Origin of the sequence: Pseudomonas sp. P9_31 (genome assembly GCF_034008235.1) — a bacterium.
Taxonomy (GTDB): domain Bacteria; phylum Pseudomonadota; class Gammaproteobacteria; order Pseudomonadales; family Pseudomonadaceae; genus Aquipseudomonas.
This window is the reverse complement of record NZ_CP125375.1, coordinates 5,781,835-5,798,202: the sequence shown is the minus strand read 5'-3', so window position 1 is coordinate 5,798,202 and position 16,368 is coordinate 5,781,835. Positions and strand designations below refer to the sequence as shown.

Genomic DNA, 16,368 nt, shown 5'->3' with positions numbered 1-16,368 from the left:
CGCTTAGTCGAGTTCGACAGGCGGTGGCTCTTGCCGCGGTTTGCTGGTGGGTACCGGAACAATGGTTTTGGTTTCCGGCTCAACCGGAACCATTTTGTATTCCTGGCCCTGAAGGTTCTTGAGGTAGACCTCCATCTGCCGGAACGAGATGTTGATGTGCTGCTTCTTGAACTCGCGATTGATGAAACGGTTGACCTCATCGAGTACCGGGTTGCGGTCGCCGAGGTCACGCACATGCATGCGCAACTCGTGGTCGAGGGTGCTTTCGCCGAAGTTCAGGAAGTACACGTGAGGTTCCGGGTCTTTCAGCACGCGCGGGTTATCGCGCGCCGCCTTGAGCAGAAGCTCTTTCACCAGGTCCAGGTCCGAGCCGTAATCGACGCCGAGTTTGAGGGTCACCCGGGTGATGGTGTCGGTCAGGGACCAGTTGATCAGTTGCCCGGTGATGAACGTTTTGTTCGGGACGATGATGTCCTTGCGGTCGAAGTCGGTGATGGTCGTCGCGCGGATGCGGATCTTGCTCACCGTGCCCGACAGGTTGCCGATGGTGATGGTGTCGCCGATCCGTACCGGGCGTTCGAACAGGATCATGATCCCGGAGATGAAGTTGGCGAAGATCTCCTGCATTCCGAAACCGAGACCGACCGACAGCGCCGCCACCAGCCATTGCAACTTGTCCCAGCTAACGCCGAGCGTGGACAGGGTCGAGACGAAACCGACGCCGGCGATCACATAGGACAGCAACGTGGTCGTGGCATAGGAGCTGCCCTGGGCCAGGTTCAGCTTCGACAGCACAAACACTTCGAGCAGGCCTGGCAGGTTGCGCGCCAGCGCAAAGGTGATGCCGATGATGATCAGCGCGCCGAGCATGTCGCCGATGCTGATCGGCACCATGCTCATGTTGGCGCCGGTGCCGCTGGTGTATTCGTAGAGGGTGATGTTGTCCAGGTACGAGAACACCGAAATCAGGTCCGACCAGACCCAATACAGCGCAGCGATGAAACCGCCGAGCAGGGCCAGACGGATCAGTCGCAGGGATTGCTCGTTGACCTTCTCGATGTCCAGGGTCGGTTCTTCGATCACCGCTTCGCCGTCGCCGGCCTCTTTCGCTGCCTGGCGTTTGGCCAGGGCGCGCTGATAGGCCAGGCGCCGTGCCGCAACGCTGAGGCCGCGCACGAAGGTCGCTTCGATCACCAGCCAGAACATCAGCAAGTACAGCGTGTTGATCAATCGGTCACTGAGTTTCAGCGCGGTGTAGTAGTAGCCAAAGCACACGGCGACGAACAATGCGATCGGCAGGACGGTGAACAGCACTCCCACGGCCTTGCGGAACAGCGAGGCGTTTTCGTGGGTCGGGCTGCTGATCAGCAGACGGCTGAGCAGCCAGGCCATCAAGGCGTAGCAAGTCAGCACCACCGGCATGCCGAGCACGTCATCGGCCAGCGCCGCCGGTTGCAGTTCAGCAACGGCCACCACGGTCACCAGGGCCATCACCACCAGCCCGAGTCGGCGAATCCAGCCCTGAAGGAACTCGACCTGAGGTTTTTCCCAGCGGAAATGCAGTTCGGCCACGCCGCCCGGCGCGAGGATGCGGTAGGCGGTGTAGAACACCAGCCAGGCCTGGGCCATTTGCAGCAGCGCCGCACCCATGTTCGTGTTCTGCCCTCGGGCGTCGATCTGCAAGGCCAGGCCGCACAAGGCCAGACCCAGAGAGACCGGCATCGCCAGCAGGATATTGATCAGAATCGCTTGCGGTGTGTGCCACTGGCTGTCGCGCTTGAAATGGCCGATGTCCTGGTGAACTTTGTTCAGGCGGGCATAGAGATTCTTGCGGCGCCATAGCAGAGCCCCGATCAGCAAGGCCAGTGGCAGGAACAGCAGCGGCCGCTGCGTCAGGCCATCGGTCAGTTCGCTCAGGCTTGAGGCCCACGGCAAGGTGGTGACCTGGCGTTGCAGGCGATCCGGCACGCCGTGCATCCACTCAAAATCCAGCGGCTTGTTGCTGGGAATCCAGAACATTTGCTCGTCGAGGGTCGCCCGCAGACTTTGTGCGGTGCTGAGCAGTTGCTTCTGGTTGAGTTGCAGGGTGATGGATTCGTTGAGCACCGCGCTCAGTTCGCGATTCAAACGCTCCAACAGGTCCGCGCGGGTGGTGGCCAGTTCCAGCAGGCTCTTGCGCAGTTGCGGGGTGACTTGCTCGGGTGGTTGAGTTGCCAGCAGGTTGTCGACATAGGCAATCGGGTTGCTGAGCAGTTCCCGTTGCTGACTGACTTCGAACTGATACAGGCGAATGTCGGCAATCTGGTCGGCCAGGTCGCGGTCGAGCCTGAGACGCGGCAGTGCCTGTTTCTGTTTGTAGAGAATCTTGGAGAGCAGCAGGCTGCCCTTGAGTACGTTGATCTGTTCGTCCAGTGCCGAATCGCTCTGGGTCACGCTGTCCAGTTGCTGCTTGGTCTGCAGGTTCTGTTGAGTGACTTCATTGAGGCGGTCGGTGCTTTTGAGCAGGTAGTCCGAGAGCTTCAGGTTGGCCGCGCTTTCGGTGGCCAGCAGGCTGCTGCCGCCGGCCTTCTGCGCTTCGATGGACTGTTGGGTCACTGTCTCTTGCGACTGGGCCAGGCGTTTCTGGTTGATCAGGGTTTGCAGGTCCTGGATCTCCTGATCCAGGCGATCGGATTTTTCCGACAGCAAGTCGTGCTGGCTGTTGCCCAGGTCCTGCAACAGGCTGTTGCCGGCCAGTTCCTGGCGACGCAACGGGATCAAGGCGTTCAGTGCCGCGAGTTCAGCATTGAGCTGATCGCGCTGCTCAGGGGTCAAGGTCTTGCCGCTGTCCTTGCCGAGCTTGAGGGTGTTGTTGATCTGCTGGATACGCGTCTGGCTGGCAGAGATCTCGGCCTGGGCGCGCTCGGGGCGGGTCTGGGCGGTGATGATCAGGCTGTTCGCTTCGGCCAGGGCTTTCTGCAGATCGCTTTGCTGGGTGGAGCGTTCGGTCAACAGTTGTTCGAGCTGCTGAATAGTCTCTTTGGTATAGCGTTGCCCCACCGGCACCACTTTGGTGGCCTTGAGGCGGGTCAGTTCGCGCTGGTTCTCGATATTCTGCTTCGGAGCGTTGGCCAACTGCTGCTTGAGATCGATCAGCTTCTGATCGTAATCGCGCAGGTTGTTGAGCTGGGTGAGCGTGCTCTGCAGGATGGTTTGCAGGGTTTTCTGGTCGGCTTCCGGCAGTTTGCGGTCGGCGATCTTGTTCAGGCTCGCCTGCACGGCTTCGCTAGACGGCGGTTCGGCGGCTTGCAGCGTGCTGATGGAAAGGCTCAAGCCCAGCAGGGCCATGATGAAAAAGGTGCGCAGAGTTGACATAGAGACCGATCGAAACGAGATGAAGAATGGAGTTTAGAGGAACAAGCCGGGACCGGGGCGACTTCCTTCGGGGAATCTGACGCCCACTTTACCGATCTTGTTCCCTTCCATGACCGCGACGGTCCAGAGGGTGTTGTTCCACTCCACCTGGTCACCGACGACTGGGGCACCGCCCACTTTCTGGGCAATGAAGTGGCCCAGGGACATGTTTGGATCGATGCCTTCGACTTTCAACCCGTACAGGGCAGCAACCGCACCCAGCTGGGCGTCTCCTTCGAGAACGAAGTCGCCGAAGAAGCGCAAATCCAGCCCCCGTTGCGGTGCCTGACTGAAGAGTTTTCCAAGGGCCGGAAGGTTGTGTTCATGGCCGATTACGCAGAGCAAATCATCGACTTCGAGCACCGTACTACCCGACGGATGGAGCAGTTGCTGGCCACGAAACAGGGCCGCGATACGGGTGCCTTCGGGCATTTTCAGCTCGCGAAGGGGGGATCCAATGCACCATTTCTCGGCACCGAGGCGATACACGAACAGCTCCCACTCGCTGGTGACATGCACTTCCAGCGCCGAACGGGTGATGGGCAGGGGCTCTGGCGGGACGGTCACTTTCAAAAGCTTGGCAACCCACGGCAGGCTTGTGCCCTGCACCAACAGCGACACCAGCACGATAAAGAACGCCAGGTTGAAGTAGAGCTGAGCGTTGGGCAGCCCGGCCATCAGCGGGAACACTGCCAGAATGATCGGAACCGCGCCGCGCAGGCCCACCCAGGAAATGAATGCCTTCTCGCGCCCATGGAACGCTTTGAAAGGCAGCAGGCCGACCAGCACCGACAGCGGACGGGCAAACAGAATCATCCACAGCGCCAGGCCCAACGCCGGCAAAGCAATCGGCAGCAGGTCATGGGGCGTGACCAACAGCCCCAGCACCAGGAACATGCCGATCTGTGCCAGCCAGGCCATGCCGTCGAGCATATGCAAAATGCCGTGGCGACTTCGCACCGGGCGGTTGCCGATCACCAGGCCACACAGGTACACCGCCAAAAAGCCGCTACCGTGCAGGGCGTTGGTCAGGGCAAACACCACCAGGCCGCCGGCAATCACCAGAATCGGATAAAGGCCGGTGGCCAAATGGATGCGGTTGACCAGTTGCAGCATCAACCAGCCGCCGCCGAGGCCGATGACGCCGCCGATACCGAACTCACGCAGCAAGTGCCCGAGCAGGCTCCAGTGCAGGCCGGTCTGGCCGCTGGCGAGCATGTCGATCAGGGTCACGGTGAGGAACACCGCCATCGGGTCGTTGCTGCCGGACTCGATCTCCAGGCTCGCGGTCACCCGTTCGTTCAGGCCCTTGCCACCCAGCAGCGAGAATACGGCCGCGGCATCGGTGGAGCCGACGATGGCGCCGATCAGCAGGCCCTGAATCAGGTTCAGGTTGAACAGCCACGCCGCCGCCATCCCGGTCAGCCCGGTGGTGATCAACACCCCGACCGTAGCCAGCGACAGCGCCGGCCACAACGCCACGCGAAAACTTGCCACCCGGGTGCGCAAGCCGCCGTCGAGCAGGATCACTGCCAGGGCGAGGTTGCCGACCAAATAAGCCGTGGGGTAGTTATCGAAAATAATGCCGGCGCCGTCGACACCGGCCGACATGCCCACCGCGAGGATGATCACCAGAATCGGGATCCCGAGGCGCGATGAAAGTGAGCTCACCAGAATGCTCGCACCTACCAGCAACGCGCCGATCAAGAACAGGCTGTTGATGGTCGTCGCATTCAAAGGCAGTACTCCAGAAGCGTAAAGGCGGGCGAAAACTGACCATGCAGTCTGCGTGCCAGCGATTCTAACCTGTTGAAATGTGATGCTGTCAAAAAGCTTTTAACGCTGATCATCCACACCCGCTTCGGCTGGATGAGATCACTGTGGCGAGGGAGCTTGCTCCCGCTGGGTCGCGTAGCGACCCCAAACCGGCGCTGCGTTGCATCAGGTTCAATGCTTGGACCGATTTGCGACTGCTTCGCAGCCGAGCGGGAGCAAGCTCCCTCGCCACAGAGGTGGTGTAGCCGTTACAGGCTAAACCGCCCGACCATGTTGTTCAGGTCCAGCGCCAGGCGCGACAGCTCGCTGCTGGCCGCACTCGTCTGGTTGGCGCCAGTGGCCGATTGCACCGACAGGTCACGAATGTTCACCAGATTGCGGTCCACTTCACGGGCCACCTGGGCCTGTTCTTCGGCCGCGCTGGCGATCACCAGGTTACGCTCGTTGATTTCGACGATGGCGCTGTTGATGGTGTCCAGCGACAGGCCGGCACCGCGAGCGATGTTCAAAGTCGATTCGGCGCGCTCGGTGCTGTTGCGCATCGAATCCACAGCGTGTTCGGTGCCGCTCTGGATGCTGCCGATCATGCGTTCGATTTCGCTGGTCGACTGCTGGGTGCGATGGGCCAGGGCACGCACTTCGTCGGCGACCACCGCAAAACCACGACCGGCTTCACCGGCACGGGCTGCTTCGATGGCGGCGTTCAACGCCAACAGGTTGGTCTGGTCGGCCAGACCGCGGATCACGTCCAACACCTTGCCGATGTCCCGCGACTCGTTGGCCAGATCGCCGATCAGGGTGGCGGTGCTCTGTACGTCGGCGCTCATGCGCTCGATGGCACTGACGGTTTCCTGTACCAGATCACGACCGTCGCCCGCCGAAGTGGTGGCGTTTTTCGAGGCTTCGGAGGTGCTCACCGCGTTGCGGGCGACTTCTTCCACGGCGCTGGTCATTTCATTGACGGCGGTGGCGGCCTGTTCGATTTCGTTGTTCTGCTGGGTCAGGCCACGGGCGCTTTCGTCGGTGACGCTGTTGAGCTCTTCTGCGGCGGACGCCAGTTGTGTAGCCGAACCGGAAATACGTTGCAGGGTGTCGCGCAGTTTTTCCTGCATCTTCGCCATCGCGGCGAGCAGACGACCGGCTTCATCTTCGCCATCGACCGTGATCGGGCGGGTCAGGTTGCCTTCGGCGATTTCTTCGGCGGCGCTCAGGGCGTTGGCGATGGGTTTGGTGATGCTGTTGGTCAGCAGCCAGGCGAACAGCAGGGTCAGGCCAGTGGCGATCACCAGCAGGGTCACTACCAGGTTGAAGGCTGACGAGTACTGGTCGGCGGCTTGCTGGTTGGCGTTGTCGGCCTGTTGGGTATTGATCTCCAGCAGGCGGTTGAGCACGGTGTTGATGGCTTCAGAGTTGTTCAGCAAATCGGTGTTGACCAGTGTGCGCAGTTCATCGACCTGATTGTTGCGCGACAGGCTCTTCATCCGGTCTTCGATCTGGCGATACTGCCCCAGCAACTGCACATACTGATCATAGGCCGCACGTTCCTGCGGGCTGGCGATCAACTTTTCGTAGGCCGTCTGAGCCGTTCGAATCTGCTGGTTACGGGTTTCCAGAAGGTCCATGGTTTTCAGCTGGACGTCCGGCTCACGATTCACCAACAGGCGATAAGACAGCACGCGCAGACGCAGGGTCAGCTGTGTGAATTCATCGAGGCTTTTAATGCTCGGTACGCTGTTCGAGGTGATCTCCTCGGCGGCGCCGCGAATTTTGCTCATCTGGTTCAGGGCGAACACACCCAGGATCAGCATCATGACGCCAATCAGGGTGAAGCCGAGGAACGCCCGCGGTGCGATATTCATATTTCGTAGGGACATGGTGTTCACCGAAAAAAGCGCATCCGTGCGGCGCTGAGACTGCTGTATTCATGGCTTATCGGTCATACGACTAAAGTCTTGAGTCGCTGCGCGCATTTGTCGCAGAAGGGCCGCAACGACGAAGTGCAGGAACCAGAGCCGTCAATCGCAGTCTTTAAAGCTCGCGAGGAAGGTCGACCGCCAGGAAAATCAAGGCCTTGCGCCTGCATAACCCTGGCTTCCACAGTGACTTTTCTTTATCGTACGCGCCCTTTGAAAATGCCCGGAAAATCAAAATGTTAGAAGCATCCCTAAGCCAATTGGAACAGCTGGTCAGCGACCTGGTGCAACAGAACCAGACCCTGCTCGGCACCCATCAATCCCTGAGTGCAGAACTGGCCCGGGTCAAGGATGAAAACGAAAGCCTGCAACTGAGCCTGATGGAACAGGAAGAGAAACAAGGCGCCACTGTCGCACGCATCCAGGCCTTGGTTGAGCGCGTCAGCGCCGGCCCTGTCAGCGCATGAGTTACGGCGCCGCAGGGGTAAAAGTCGTCTCGATTCTGGGCGAGGACTATTCAATCAAGGCGCCAGCCGGGGAAGAGCAGACCCTGCTGGACGCTGCATTGATGTTGAAGGCCGCCCTGGCCGAGACCAAAAAGAAATACCCGACGCTGATCGGTGACCGCTTGCTGGTGCTGGCGGCGATGAATCTGTGCTCGCAGCAGATCGAAATGCAAAAGCGTCACCGGCAGGAACTCGACCGTTACCAAGAGCAAGTCAGCGCCACGGTTGAAGTGATCGCCAAGACGATCAACCAGGCCTGAGCGGCTTTGCGCACAACCAAAGAATAAATTGTCGATTTAGTTGTATACAATCGGCATGGCTGTTGCAGTGTTTCAGCCTCTTATTCTTTGGGGGTGCTCCATGCAGTTCTGGCGACGCAGTATTCAATGGCAGTTGATCCTGAGCATGGGCACCGCCCTGCTGGTCAGTATTCTGATCGTGGTTGGCATTTATACCCTCGTGGTCAACCGCCTCGCCCAGCGCTATCTGGTCGAGCAGGCGCTGCCGTCGAGCATCGAAGCGATGCGCAACGACATCGAGCGAATCCTCGTTCAACCCCTCACCGCCGCCAAGGACATTGCCAGTAACAGCATGGTGCGAGACTGGTTGGCCGGGGGCGAAAACAGTGTCCAGACCGACACATTCGTGAAGTATCTGGAAGGCATCCGCACCGAGCAAAAAGCCTTTACCGCGCTGATTATCGGCGCCGCTTCAAGCCATTACATCACTGAAAAAGGCCTGGACCGGACGCTCAGCCGTTCCAATCCCAACGACGCCTGGTTCTATTCATTCCTCGACAGCAATCAGCCGCGCACCCTCAATATCGACAATGACACCGCCACCGGTGAGTTGGCGCTGTTCATCGACCTCAAGGTCGAGCAGGCCGGTAAAGTCGTGGGCGTCGCCGGGCTGGGCCTGAGCATGAAAGAACTGTCGGAGCTGATCCAGAATTTCAACTTTGGTGAGCGCGGCAAGGTCTATCTCGTGCGTTCCGACGGATTGATCCAGGTTCACCCCGAGGCGCAGTTCAGCGGCAAACGTACGCTGGTCGAGCAAATCGGCGCTTCGGCGGCGCAAGCAGTGATGGGTCAAAAAGCTGCCACCAGCAGTTTTGCCCGCGATGGCGAAGAGTTTCTGGCCTTGAGCCTGCCACTGCGTGATCTGGGCTGGACCCTGGTGGCCGAAGTACCGCAGTCGCAGATCTACGCCGAAGCTCGCCGGGCGATGTGGATGAGCAGCGGTATTGGTCTGGTCGTGGCGCTGGTCTGTCTTTTATTAGTGGTGTTGCTCGCCCGTGGGCTGGTACGGCCGATCCGTCAGGTAACAGTGGCGCTGGTAGCCATCGGTAGCGGTGGTGGAGATTTGACCCACAGGTTAGATTCCAGCCGCGCCGATGAGCTGGGTGACCTGGCTCGCGGTTTCAATCGCTTCCTGGAAAGTCAGCGCGACATGATCGGCGAAGTCCTGGCCACCAGTGAGCGTTTGCGCACGGCGGTCGGCCAGGTGGCGCGGGTGGTGGACAACACGGCCGAACGCTCGGGGCGTCAGCAGGAAATGACCGACATGGTCGCCACCGCTGTTCACGAAATGGGCCTGACCGTGCAGGAAATCGCCCAGAACGCCGGCAACGCGGCCGTCGCTTCGCAAACCGCGCGGGATGAAGCGCTGCAGGCGCGGGAAGTGGTGGGCGGGTCGATTCGGCATATCGAAAGCATGTCCGACGAGATTGGTATCGCCGCCGGTGCGGTGGGCGAGTTGGCTCATCAAGTGGCGTCCATCGATCAGGTGTTGGCGGTGATTCGCGGGATTTCCGAGCAGACCAATCTGCTGGCGCTCAACGCCGCCATCGAAGCGGCGCGGGCCGGGGACATGGGGCGCGGGTTTGCGGTGGTGGCCGATGAAGTGCGGACCCTGGCGCGGCGGACTCAGTCGTCCACCGACGAGATCCAGCAAATGATCGGCAGTCTCAAGCAAGGCGCGGAGAATGCGGTGTCTTCCATGCATTCCGGGCAAGCGGCGACCGGCACGGGCGTTGAGTCGAGTCAGCGCACCGGGGCGTCGCTGACGGCGATTACCGGGCAGGTCGAGCGCATCAGCGATATGAACCATCAGGTGGCCACGGCGACGGAAGAGCAGTCGGTGGTGACGGAAGAGATCAACCGCAATGTACAGGGGATTTCTGATTTGGCGCGGGCCACGGCGGGGGAAGTCAGGGCTTGCCGTGAAGACTGTCAGACGTTGCAGCGCTTGGCGGATGATTTGGCTCGGCAGATGGGTGGGTTTCGGTTGAGCTGACAATCGCGTTGATTGTACCGACGCCATCGCGAGCAGGCTCGCTCCCACATGGTTCGCGTCTAACCAGACAACGCGTTCAAATGTGGGAGCGAGCCTGCTCGCGATTGGTTTTCGGAAGCGCTACAAGGCTTCGATCAGAACCACTCATCCCGCATCGTCAGGCACACATCATCCCGTGCCTCAAGAATCGCCAGCTCATGGTGGCAACCCGGCACCTCCCACGTCAGGAAATACCGTGCCGCCTGCAGCTTGCCTTTATAGAAGCTCACATCCGCCGCATTCCCTTTGGTCAACCCTTCCTCGGCCCGAATCGCCTGTTCCAGCCAGCGCCAGCCAATCACCGTGTGCCCGAACACTTTCAGGTACAGCGCCGAGTTCGCCAGGCTGCTGTTGACCTTGCCCTGAGCCAGGTCGCTCAGCAGGCCGATGGTCACGGCTTGCAGGCGCGCCACCAGTTTCTCCAGCGGTTCTCGCAGCGGCGTTAGCGATTCATACACCTGCGCCCGCTCGCCGGTGTCGGCGATCAGGCGGATCAGTTGCTTGAGCCCCGCGCCACCGTTCTGCGCCAGTTTGCGCCCCAGCAAGTCCAGGGACTGAATGCCATGAGTCCCTTCATGGATCGGGTTCAGGCGGTTGTCGCGGTAATACTGCTCCACCGGATACTCACGGGTGTAACCGTGGCCGCCGAGGATCTGGATCGCCAGTTCGTTGGCCTTCAGGCAAAACTCCGACGGCCAGGATTTGACGATCGGTGTCAGTAAATCCAGCAGCTCATGAGCCTGTTTGCGCTCGGCTTCGCCTTCAAGGGTTGTAGTGTCGTCGAACAGCCGCGCCGCATATAACCCGAGGTCGAACGCGCCTTCGACGTAGGCTTTCTGGGTCAGCAGCATGCGTTTGACGTCGGCATGCTGAATGATTGCCACCGGCGCGGTGGTCGGGTCCTTGCTATCCGGCACCCGACCTTGCGGACGCTCGCGGGCATATTTCAGTGAGTACAGATAACCGGCATAACCCAGCATCACCGCGCCCATGCCGACGCCGATCCGCGCCTCGTTCATCATCTGGAACATGTAGCTCAGGCCGTGGTGCGGCTTGCCCACCAGATAGCCGACACACTCGCCGTTGTCGCCGAAGTTCAGCGCGGTGGACGTGGTGCCGCGCCAGCCCATCTTGTGGAACAACCCGGCCAGCAACACGTCGTTGCGCTGGCCGAGACTGCCGTCATCGTTGACCAGGAACTTGGGCACGATAAACAGTGAAATGCCCTTCACACCGGCCGGTGCGTCCGGCAATTTGGCCAGCACCATGTGCACGATGTTTTCCGACAGCGGGTGATCGCCGCCGGAGATGAAGATCTTGTTGCCCTTGAGTCGATACGTGCCGTCGGACGCAGGCTCGGCGCGGGTACGAATATCCGACAGCGACGAGCCAGCATGGGGCTCGGTGAGGGCCATGGTGCCGAAGAAGCGGCCGTCGATCATCGGTTGCAGAAAGCGCTGCTTCTGCTCATCGGTGCCGAAGCTTTCGATCAGGTTGGCCGCGCCCATGGTCAGGAACGGGTAAGAAGTCGACGCCGCGTTGGCCGACTGAAAGTGCGCAAAGCACGCTTGCGACAGCAGCGTAGGAAGTTGCATGCCGCCGGCGTCGAAATTGCGCGCGGCGTTGAGGAAACCGGCTTCGAGGAAGGCATCCACCGCCGGTTTCACTTCTGGAATCAGAATCGCCTGACCGTCCTCATAGCGCGGCTCGTTCTCGTCGCCCTTGCGGTTGTGCGGGGCGAAGAACTTCTCGGCGATGCTGCGGGCAGTGCCGATGGCCGCATCGAAGGTCTCGCGGTTGTGCTCGGCGAACCGCTCACGCTGGGTCAGGCCCTCGGCATCGAGGACTTCATACAGCTCGAAAGCCAGATTACGGGAACTGAGCAACGTCTCGGACATGGCGGCCTACCTTATTTTGGAATGGACCGAGTCTAGGCGTGGGAATAGAGGCTGAACAGGATGATTGATGAGCGTGATGGTGCAGCAGAGCGGCGGCTTAGCAGGCGCCACAAAACAAATGTGGGAGCGAGCCTGCTCGCGATGGCGGCGGCACATCCAAAACAGATGTGACTGACAGACCGCTATCGCGAGCAGGCTCGCTCCCACAGGGGGATTGCATACCGGGCGGCCATTGCGGCAGCCCGGATTATCGGTTTTAGCCGATCGTCATCAAACTGGCATTACCACCCGCCGCAGCGGTGTTAACGCTCAACGCACGCTCGATCACCAGACGTTCCAGTGCAATGTTGGTTTCGCCCTGCGACAAACCATGAACCCCGACAATCGCACCGGCACGCTTGGCCACTTGTTGGCAGACCGCACGCAACTGGTCGGAATGGCCATGATGCAGAACCGCATCAATCACCACCTCGTCCTTGGTCCAGTCGGCAACCCGCTTGATCCGCGCCTGGATTTCTTTCGGCAGGCGTGCGAACAGGGCCTTGCCCGGTTCAGCATCCGGCCACACCGCCGAACCACCGACGGCCAACACCGCCGCCAGTTGAGTCAGCAGATCGCCTTCGACGTCCGCCAGGCACAACACGTGTTCGCGCGGCAGGATGGCGTAGCTGTTGCGCTCGCCGGTCGGGCCCGCCAGTACACGGGTGATCCCGCTTTGCGATTGCGCCGCGAACTGCACGCACAGGGCGCTCAAGTCAGCGAGCTTGTTGCTGTCGGCCCAGGCTTTCAGGGCGGTCAGCGGTTTGCTCATGGCGTCACGCAGGCGGACGTCCGGTGCAGCGATGGCGTCGCCGCGAGCGAAGGATTGTTCGATCGCATCGGTAGGACGCGTCGACAGCAAGCGGTACAGGTACAGCGGACCACCGGCCTTCGGACCCGTACCCGACAGGCCTTCACCACCAAACGGCTGCACGCCGACCACGGCACCGACGATGTTGCGGTTCACATAGACGTTACCGGCGTTGACGTTGTCGATCACCTTGGCGATGGTTTCGTCGATGCGAGTGTGCACGCCCAGCGTCAGACCGTAACCGGAAGCGTTGATCTGGCCGATCAGTTGATCGATCTCTTTGCGCTTGTAGCGAACCACGTGCAGAACCGGGCCGAAGATCTCCCGTTGCAGTTCGTCGAAGCTCTCCAGTTCGATCAGGGTCGGCATCACGAAGGTGCCGCGTTTGACTTCTTCGCTGTTGGCGATGGCCACCTGATACACATTGCGACCTTTGTCGCGCATGGCCTGGATGTGCTTCTCGATGCCGGCTTTGGCTTCGGCATCGATCACCGGGCCGATGTCCACGGACAGGCGCTCAGGGTTGCCGAGACGGCATTCAGCCATGGCACCCTTGAGCATTTCGATGACACGGTCGGCGGAATCTTCCTGCAGGCACAGTACCCGCAGCGCCGAGCAACGCTGGCCAGCACTGTCAAATGCCGACGACACCACGTCGATCACAACCTGTTCGGTCAGCGCCGAGGAGTCGACGATCATCGCGTTCTGGCCGCCAGTTTCAGCGATCAGCGGAATCGGACGGCCCTGGGCATCCAGGCGACCGGCGACATTGCGTTGTAACAAACGAGCGACTTCGGTGGAGCCGGTGAACATCACGCCTTTGACGCGATCGTCGCCGACCAGACGGGCGCCGACAGTTTCGCCACGGCCCGGCAGCAGTTGCAGCACGCCTTCCGGAATCCCGGCTTCGAGCAGCAAACGCACGGCTTGAGCGGCCACCAGCGGGGTTTGTTCCGCAGGTTTGGCCAGTACCGGGTTACCGGCGGCCAGGGCAGCAGCGACCTGACCACTGAAGATGGCCAGCGGGAAGTTCCACGGACTGATGCAGACCACCGGACCCAACGGACGGTGGGCATCGTTGGTGAAATCGTTGCGAGCCTGCACCGCGTAATAACGCAGGAAGTCCACGGCTTCACGCACTTCGGCGATGGCGTTGGCGAAGGTTTTGCCGGCTTCGCGAGCCAACAGGCCCATCAACGGTTGGATCTCGCCTTCCATCAAATCGGCGGCACGTTCCAGGATCGCGGCACGTTCGGCCGGCGGGGTGGCCTGCCAGATCGGCCCAGCGTTCAGGGCGCACTGGATCGCGTTGTCGACGTCTTCGACGGTGGCTTCCTGTACGTGACCAACCACGTCACGCAGATCCGACGGGTTCAATACCGGCGCAGGGATTTCAGTGCTGGACGCGCAGCCGAGCATCGGCGCGGCTTTCCAGTTGTTGTGAGCAGTGGCCAGCAGGGCGCACGACAGGGAAGCCAGACGATGTTCGTTGGCCATGTCGATGCCGCTGGAGTTGGCGCGCTCGGCACCATAAAGATCACGCGGCAGCGGGATACGCGGGTGCGGCAGGCCGAAGCCGCCTTCCAGCGTCGCCATCTGCTCGATGTTGGCCACTGGATCGGCCACCAGCTCCTGAATCGAAATAGATTGGTCGGCGATGCGGTTAACGAACGAGGTGTTCGCACCGTTTTCCAGCAGACGACGCACCAGGTACGCCAACAGTGTTTCGTGAGTACCGACCGGTGCGTACACGCGGCACGGACGGTTCAGCTTGCCTTCGGAAACTTTACCTACAACTTGTTCGTACAGCGGTTCGCCCATGCCGTGCAGGCACTGGAACTCATACTGGCCGGGGTAATAGTTCTGACCGGCGATGTGGTAGATGGCCGACAAGGTGTGGGCGTTGTGCGTGGCGAACTGCGGATAGATGACTTCCGGCACCGACAGCAGTTTGCGTGCGCAGGCGATGTAGGAAACGTCGGTGTACACCTTGCGGGTGTAGACCGGATAGCCTTCCAGGCCTTCGACCTGGGCGCGTTTGATTTCGCTGTCCCAGTACGCGCCTTTCACCAAGCGGATCATCAGGCGATGACGGCTGCGGCGAGCCAGGTCGATCACGTAATCGATCACGTACGGGCAACGCTTCTGGTAAGCCTGGATCACGAAGCCGATGCCGTTCCAGCCGGTCAGTTGCGGCTCGAAGCACAGGCGCTCCAGCAGATCCAGCGACAACTCGAGGCGGTCGGCTTCTTCGGCGTCGATGTTCAGGCCGATGTCGTATTGCTTGGCCAACAGAGTCAGCGACAGCAGGCGCGGGTACAGCTCGTCCATCACGCGCTCGTACTGGGCGCGGCTGTAACGCGGGTGCAAGGCGGACAGCTTGATGGAAATGCCCGGGCCTTCATAAATCCCACGACCGTGGGAGGCTTTGCCGATCGAGTGGATGGCTTGTTCGTACGAGGCCAGGTACTTCTGGGCGTCGTGCTCGGTGAGTGCGGCTTCACCCAGCATGTCGTAGGAATAGCGAAAGCCTTTGGCTTCGAATTTGCTGGCGTTGGCCAGGGCTTCGGCAATGGTTTCGCCGGTGACGAACTGCTCGCCCATCAGGCGCATGGCCATGTCGACGCCCTTGCGGATCATCGGCTCGCCGCTCTTGCCGATGATGCGGCTCAGGGACGACGTCAGGCCGGCTTCGTTGTGGGTCGCGACCAGTTTGCCGGTCAGCAGCAAGCCCCAGGTGGCGGCGTTGACGAACAGCGACGGGCTATTGCCCAGGTGCGGCTGCCAGTTGCCGGTGCTGATCTTGTCGCGGATCAATGCGTCGCGAGTGCCTTTGTCCGGAATGCGCAGCAGCGCTTCGGCCAGGCACATCAGTGCCACGCCTTCCTGGGACGACAGGGAAAATTCCTGCAACAAGCCCTGAACAATCCCGGCACGGCCGCCGGCGCTCTTCTGATTGCGCAGTTTCTCGGCAATCGAGGCGGCGAGCTTGTTGGTGGCGTCGGCCATCGGGGCCGGCAGGCGCGCCTGCTCGATCAGCATCGGTACCACTTCGGGTTCCGGGCGACGGTAAGCGGCAGTGATAGACGCACGCAGCACCGATTGCGGCAGGATGCTTTCAGCGAACTCCAGGAAGCACTGGTGCGCGTGATCGGTATGGACTTCGCCAGCGTCGTCGGCGTCTTTGCCGGTCAAACCGCTCAGCTCGGTCAGGGTTGCACCACCCTCGAGTTTTTCCAGGTAATTGAAAATTGCCTGCTTGATCAGCCAGTGCGGCGTGCGATCAATCGAGGTCGCGGCGGCCTTGAGGCGTTCGCGGGTCGGGTCGTCAAGTTTGACCCCAAGGGTGGTGGTAGCCATATTTTTATCCTCATGTTTGCCACGACCTCGTGGCATCAGCTGGCGGCAAGATTAGCTGTGCGTTGGTCGAGGTGCAACCGGGTGCAACCCTTTTTTGTCGGAATAATCGGCGGCTCGTCAGGAAATAAATTCTGGTACACATCTCCCGCGCCTGCTTGGTGCTTTTGCTTCTAGCGCAATGCGAAAAACGCCCTGAAAAGGAGCAAAAAACGACCCTTTTCAAGATAATCCGACTAGGTGCAACTTATTCTGGCGAAACTGGTTGCACCTTATTTGCTTTGTTGAATAGCATTCGCGGCCAAGGTGCAACCGGTCAAAAAGATCGGTGCACCGGCTGA

General features: G+C 60.6%; 8 protein-coding genes and 2 pseudogenes. 4 read left to right on the top strand and 6 right to left on the bottom strand.

Annotation, left to right across the window (positions count from 1 at the left end; translation table 11 throughout):
• Positions 1 to 3: 3 nt before the first annotated feature.
• The 4 genes and pseudogenes from mscK to QMK51_RS29085 form a co-directional block, all read right to left on the bottom strand.
• A complete protein-coding gene (gene mscK, locus QMK51_RS26120) occupies positions 4 to 3,354 on the bottom strand; it encodes a mechanosensitive channel MscK (RefSeq protein ID WP_320392475.1) in 3,351 nt (1,116 codons plus the stop codon).
• A 33-nt stretch (positions 3,355 to 3,387) separates the two neighbouring features.
• On the bottom strand, positions 3,388 to 5,130 hold the full coding sequence (locus tag QMK51_RS26115; protein WP_320392474.1) for a potassium/proton antiporter: 1,743 nt from the start codon (positions 5,128 to 5,130) through the stop codon (positions 3,388 to 3,390).
• A 287-nt stretch (positions 5,131 to 5,417) separates the two neighbouring features.
• Positions 5,418 to 6,281, bottom strand: coding sequence for a methyl-accepting chemotaxis protein (locus QMK51_RS29090; protein WP_408980646.1), 864 nt, complete (start codon positions 6,279 to 6,281; stop codon positions 5,418 to 5,420).
• Positions 6,273 to 7,028 (bottom strand): annotated as a pseudogene (locus tag QMK51_RS29085) (MCP four helix bundle domain-containing protein); the annotation flags it as partial. The pseudogene QMK51_RS29085 and the gene QMK51_RS29090, both read right to left, overlap by 9 nt.
• A 290-nt stretch (positions 7,029 to 7,318) precedes the next feature.
• On the opposite strand from QMK51_RS29085, the gene QMK51_RS26105 reads away from it, so the two are divergent.
• The 4 genes and pseudogenes from QMK51_RS26105 (at position 7,319) to QMK51_RS29075 (ending at position 9,883) form a co-directional block, all read left to right on the top strand.
• Positions 7,319 to 7,549 (top strand): hypothetical protein, encoded by a 231-nt coding sequence (locus QMK51_RS26105; RefSeq protein WP_258697895.1) that lies wholly within the window; start codon positions 7,319 to 7,321, stop codon positions 7,547 to 7,549.
• A complete protein-coding gene (locus tag QMK51_RS26100) occupies positions 7,546 to 7,848 on the top strand; it encodes a cell division protein ZapA (protein WP_258697894.1) in 303 nt (100 codons plus the stop codon). Before QMK51_RS26105 ends, QMK51_RS26100 begins: the two co-directional genes overlap by 4 nt.
• A 55-nt stretch (positions 7,849 to 7,903) precedes the next feature.
• A pseudogene (locus QMK51_RS29080) lies at positions 7,904 to 9,016 on the top strand (cache domain-containing protein); the annotation flags it as partial.
• 21 nt (positions 9,017 to 9,037) lie between these two features.
• Positions 9,038 to 9,883: a methyl-accepting chemotaxis protein gene (locus QMK51_RS29075; RefSeq protein WP_413817546.1), complete on the top strand. Its 846-nt coding sequence runs from the start codon at positions 9,038 to 9,040 to the stop codon at positions 9,881 to 9,883.
• Between the two features lie 134 nt (positions 9,884 to 10,017).
• Here QMK51_RS29075 and QMK51_RS26090 read toward each other — a convergent pair whose 3' ends face one another.
• Together QMK51_RS26090 and putA are read right to left on the bottom strand one after the other, a co-directional pair.
• A complete protein-coding gene (locus QMK51_RS26090) occupies positions 10,018 to 11,820 on the bottom strand; it encodes an acyl-CoA dehydrogenase (RefSeq protein ID WP_320392471.1) in 1,803 nt (600 codons plus the stop codon).
• A 256-nt stretch (positions 11,821 to 12,076) separates the two neighbouring features.
• Complete coding sequence (putA, locus tag QMK51_RS26085; protein ID WP_320392470.1) at positions 12,077 to 16,030, bottom strand: trifunctional transcriptional regulator/proline dehydrogenase/L-glutamate gamma-semialdehyde dehydrogenase; 3,954 nt, start codon at positions 16,028 to 16,030, stop codon at positions 12,077 to 12,079.
• Positions 16,031 to 16,368 lie beyond the last annotated feature (338 nt).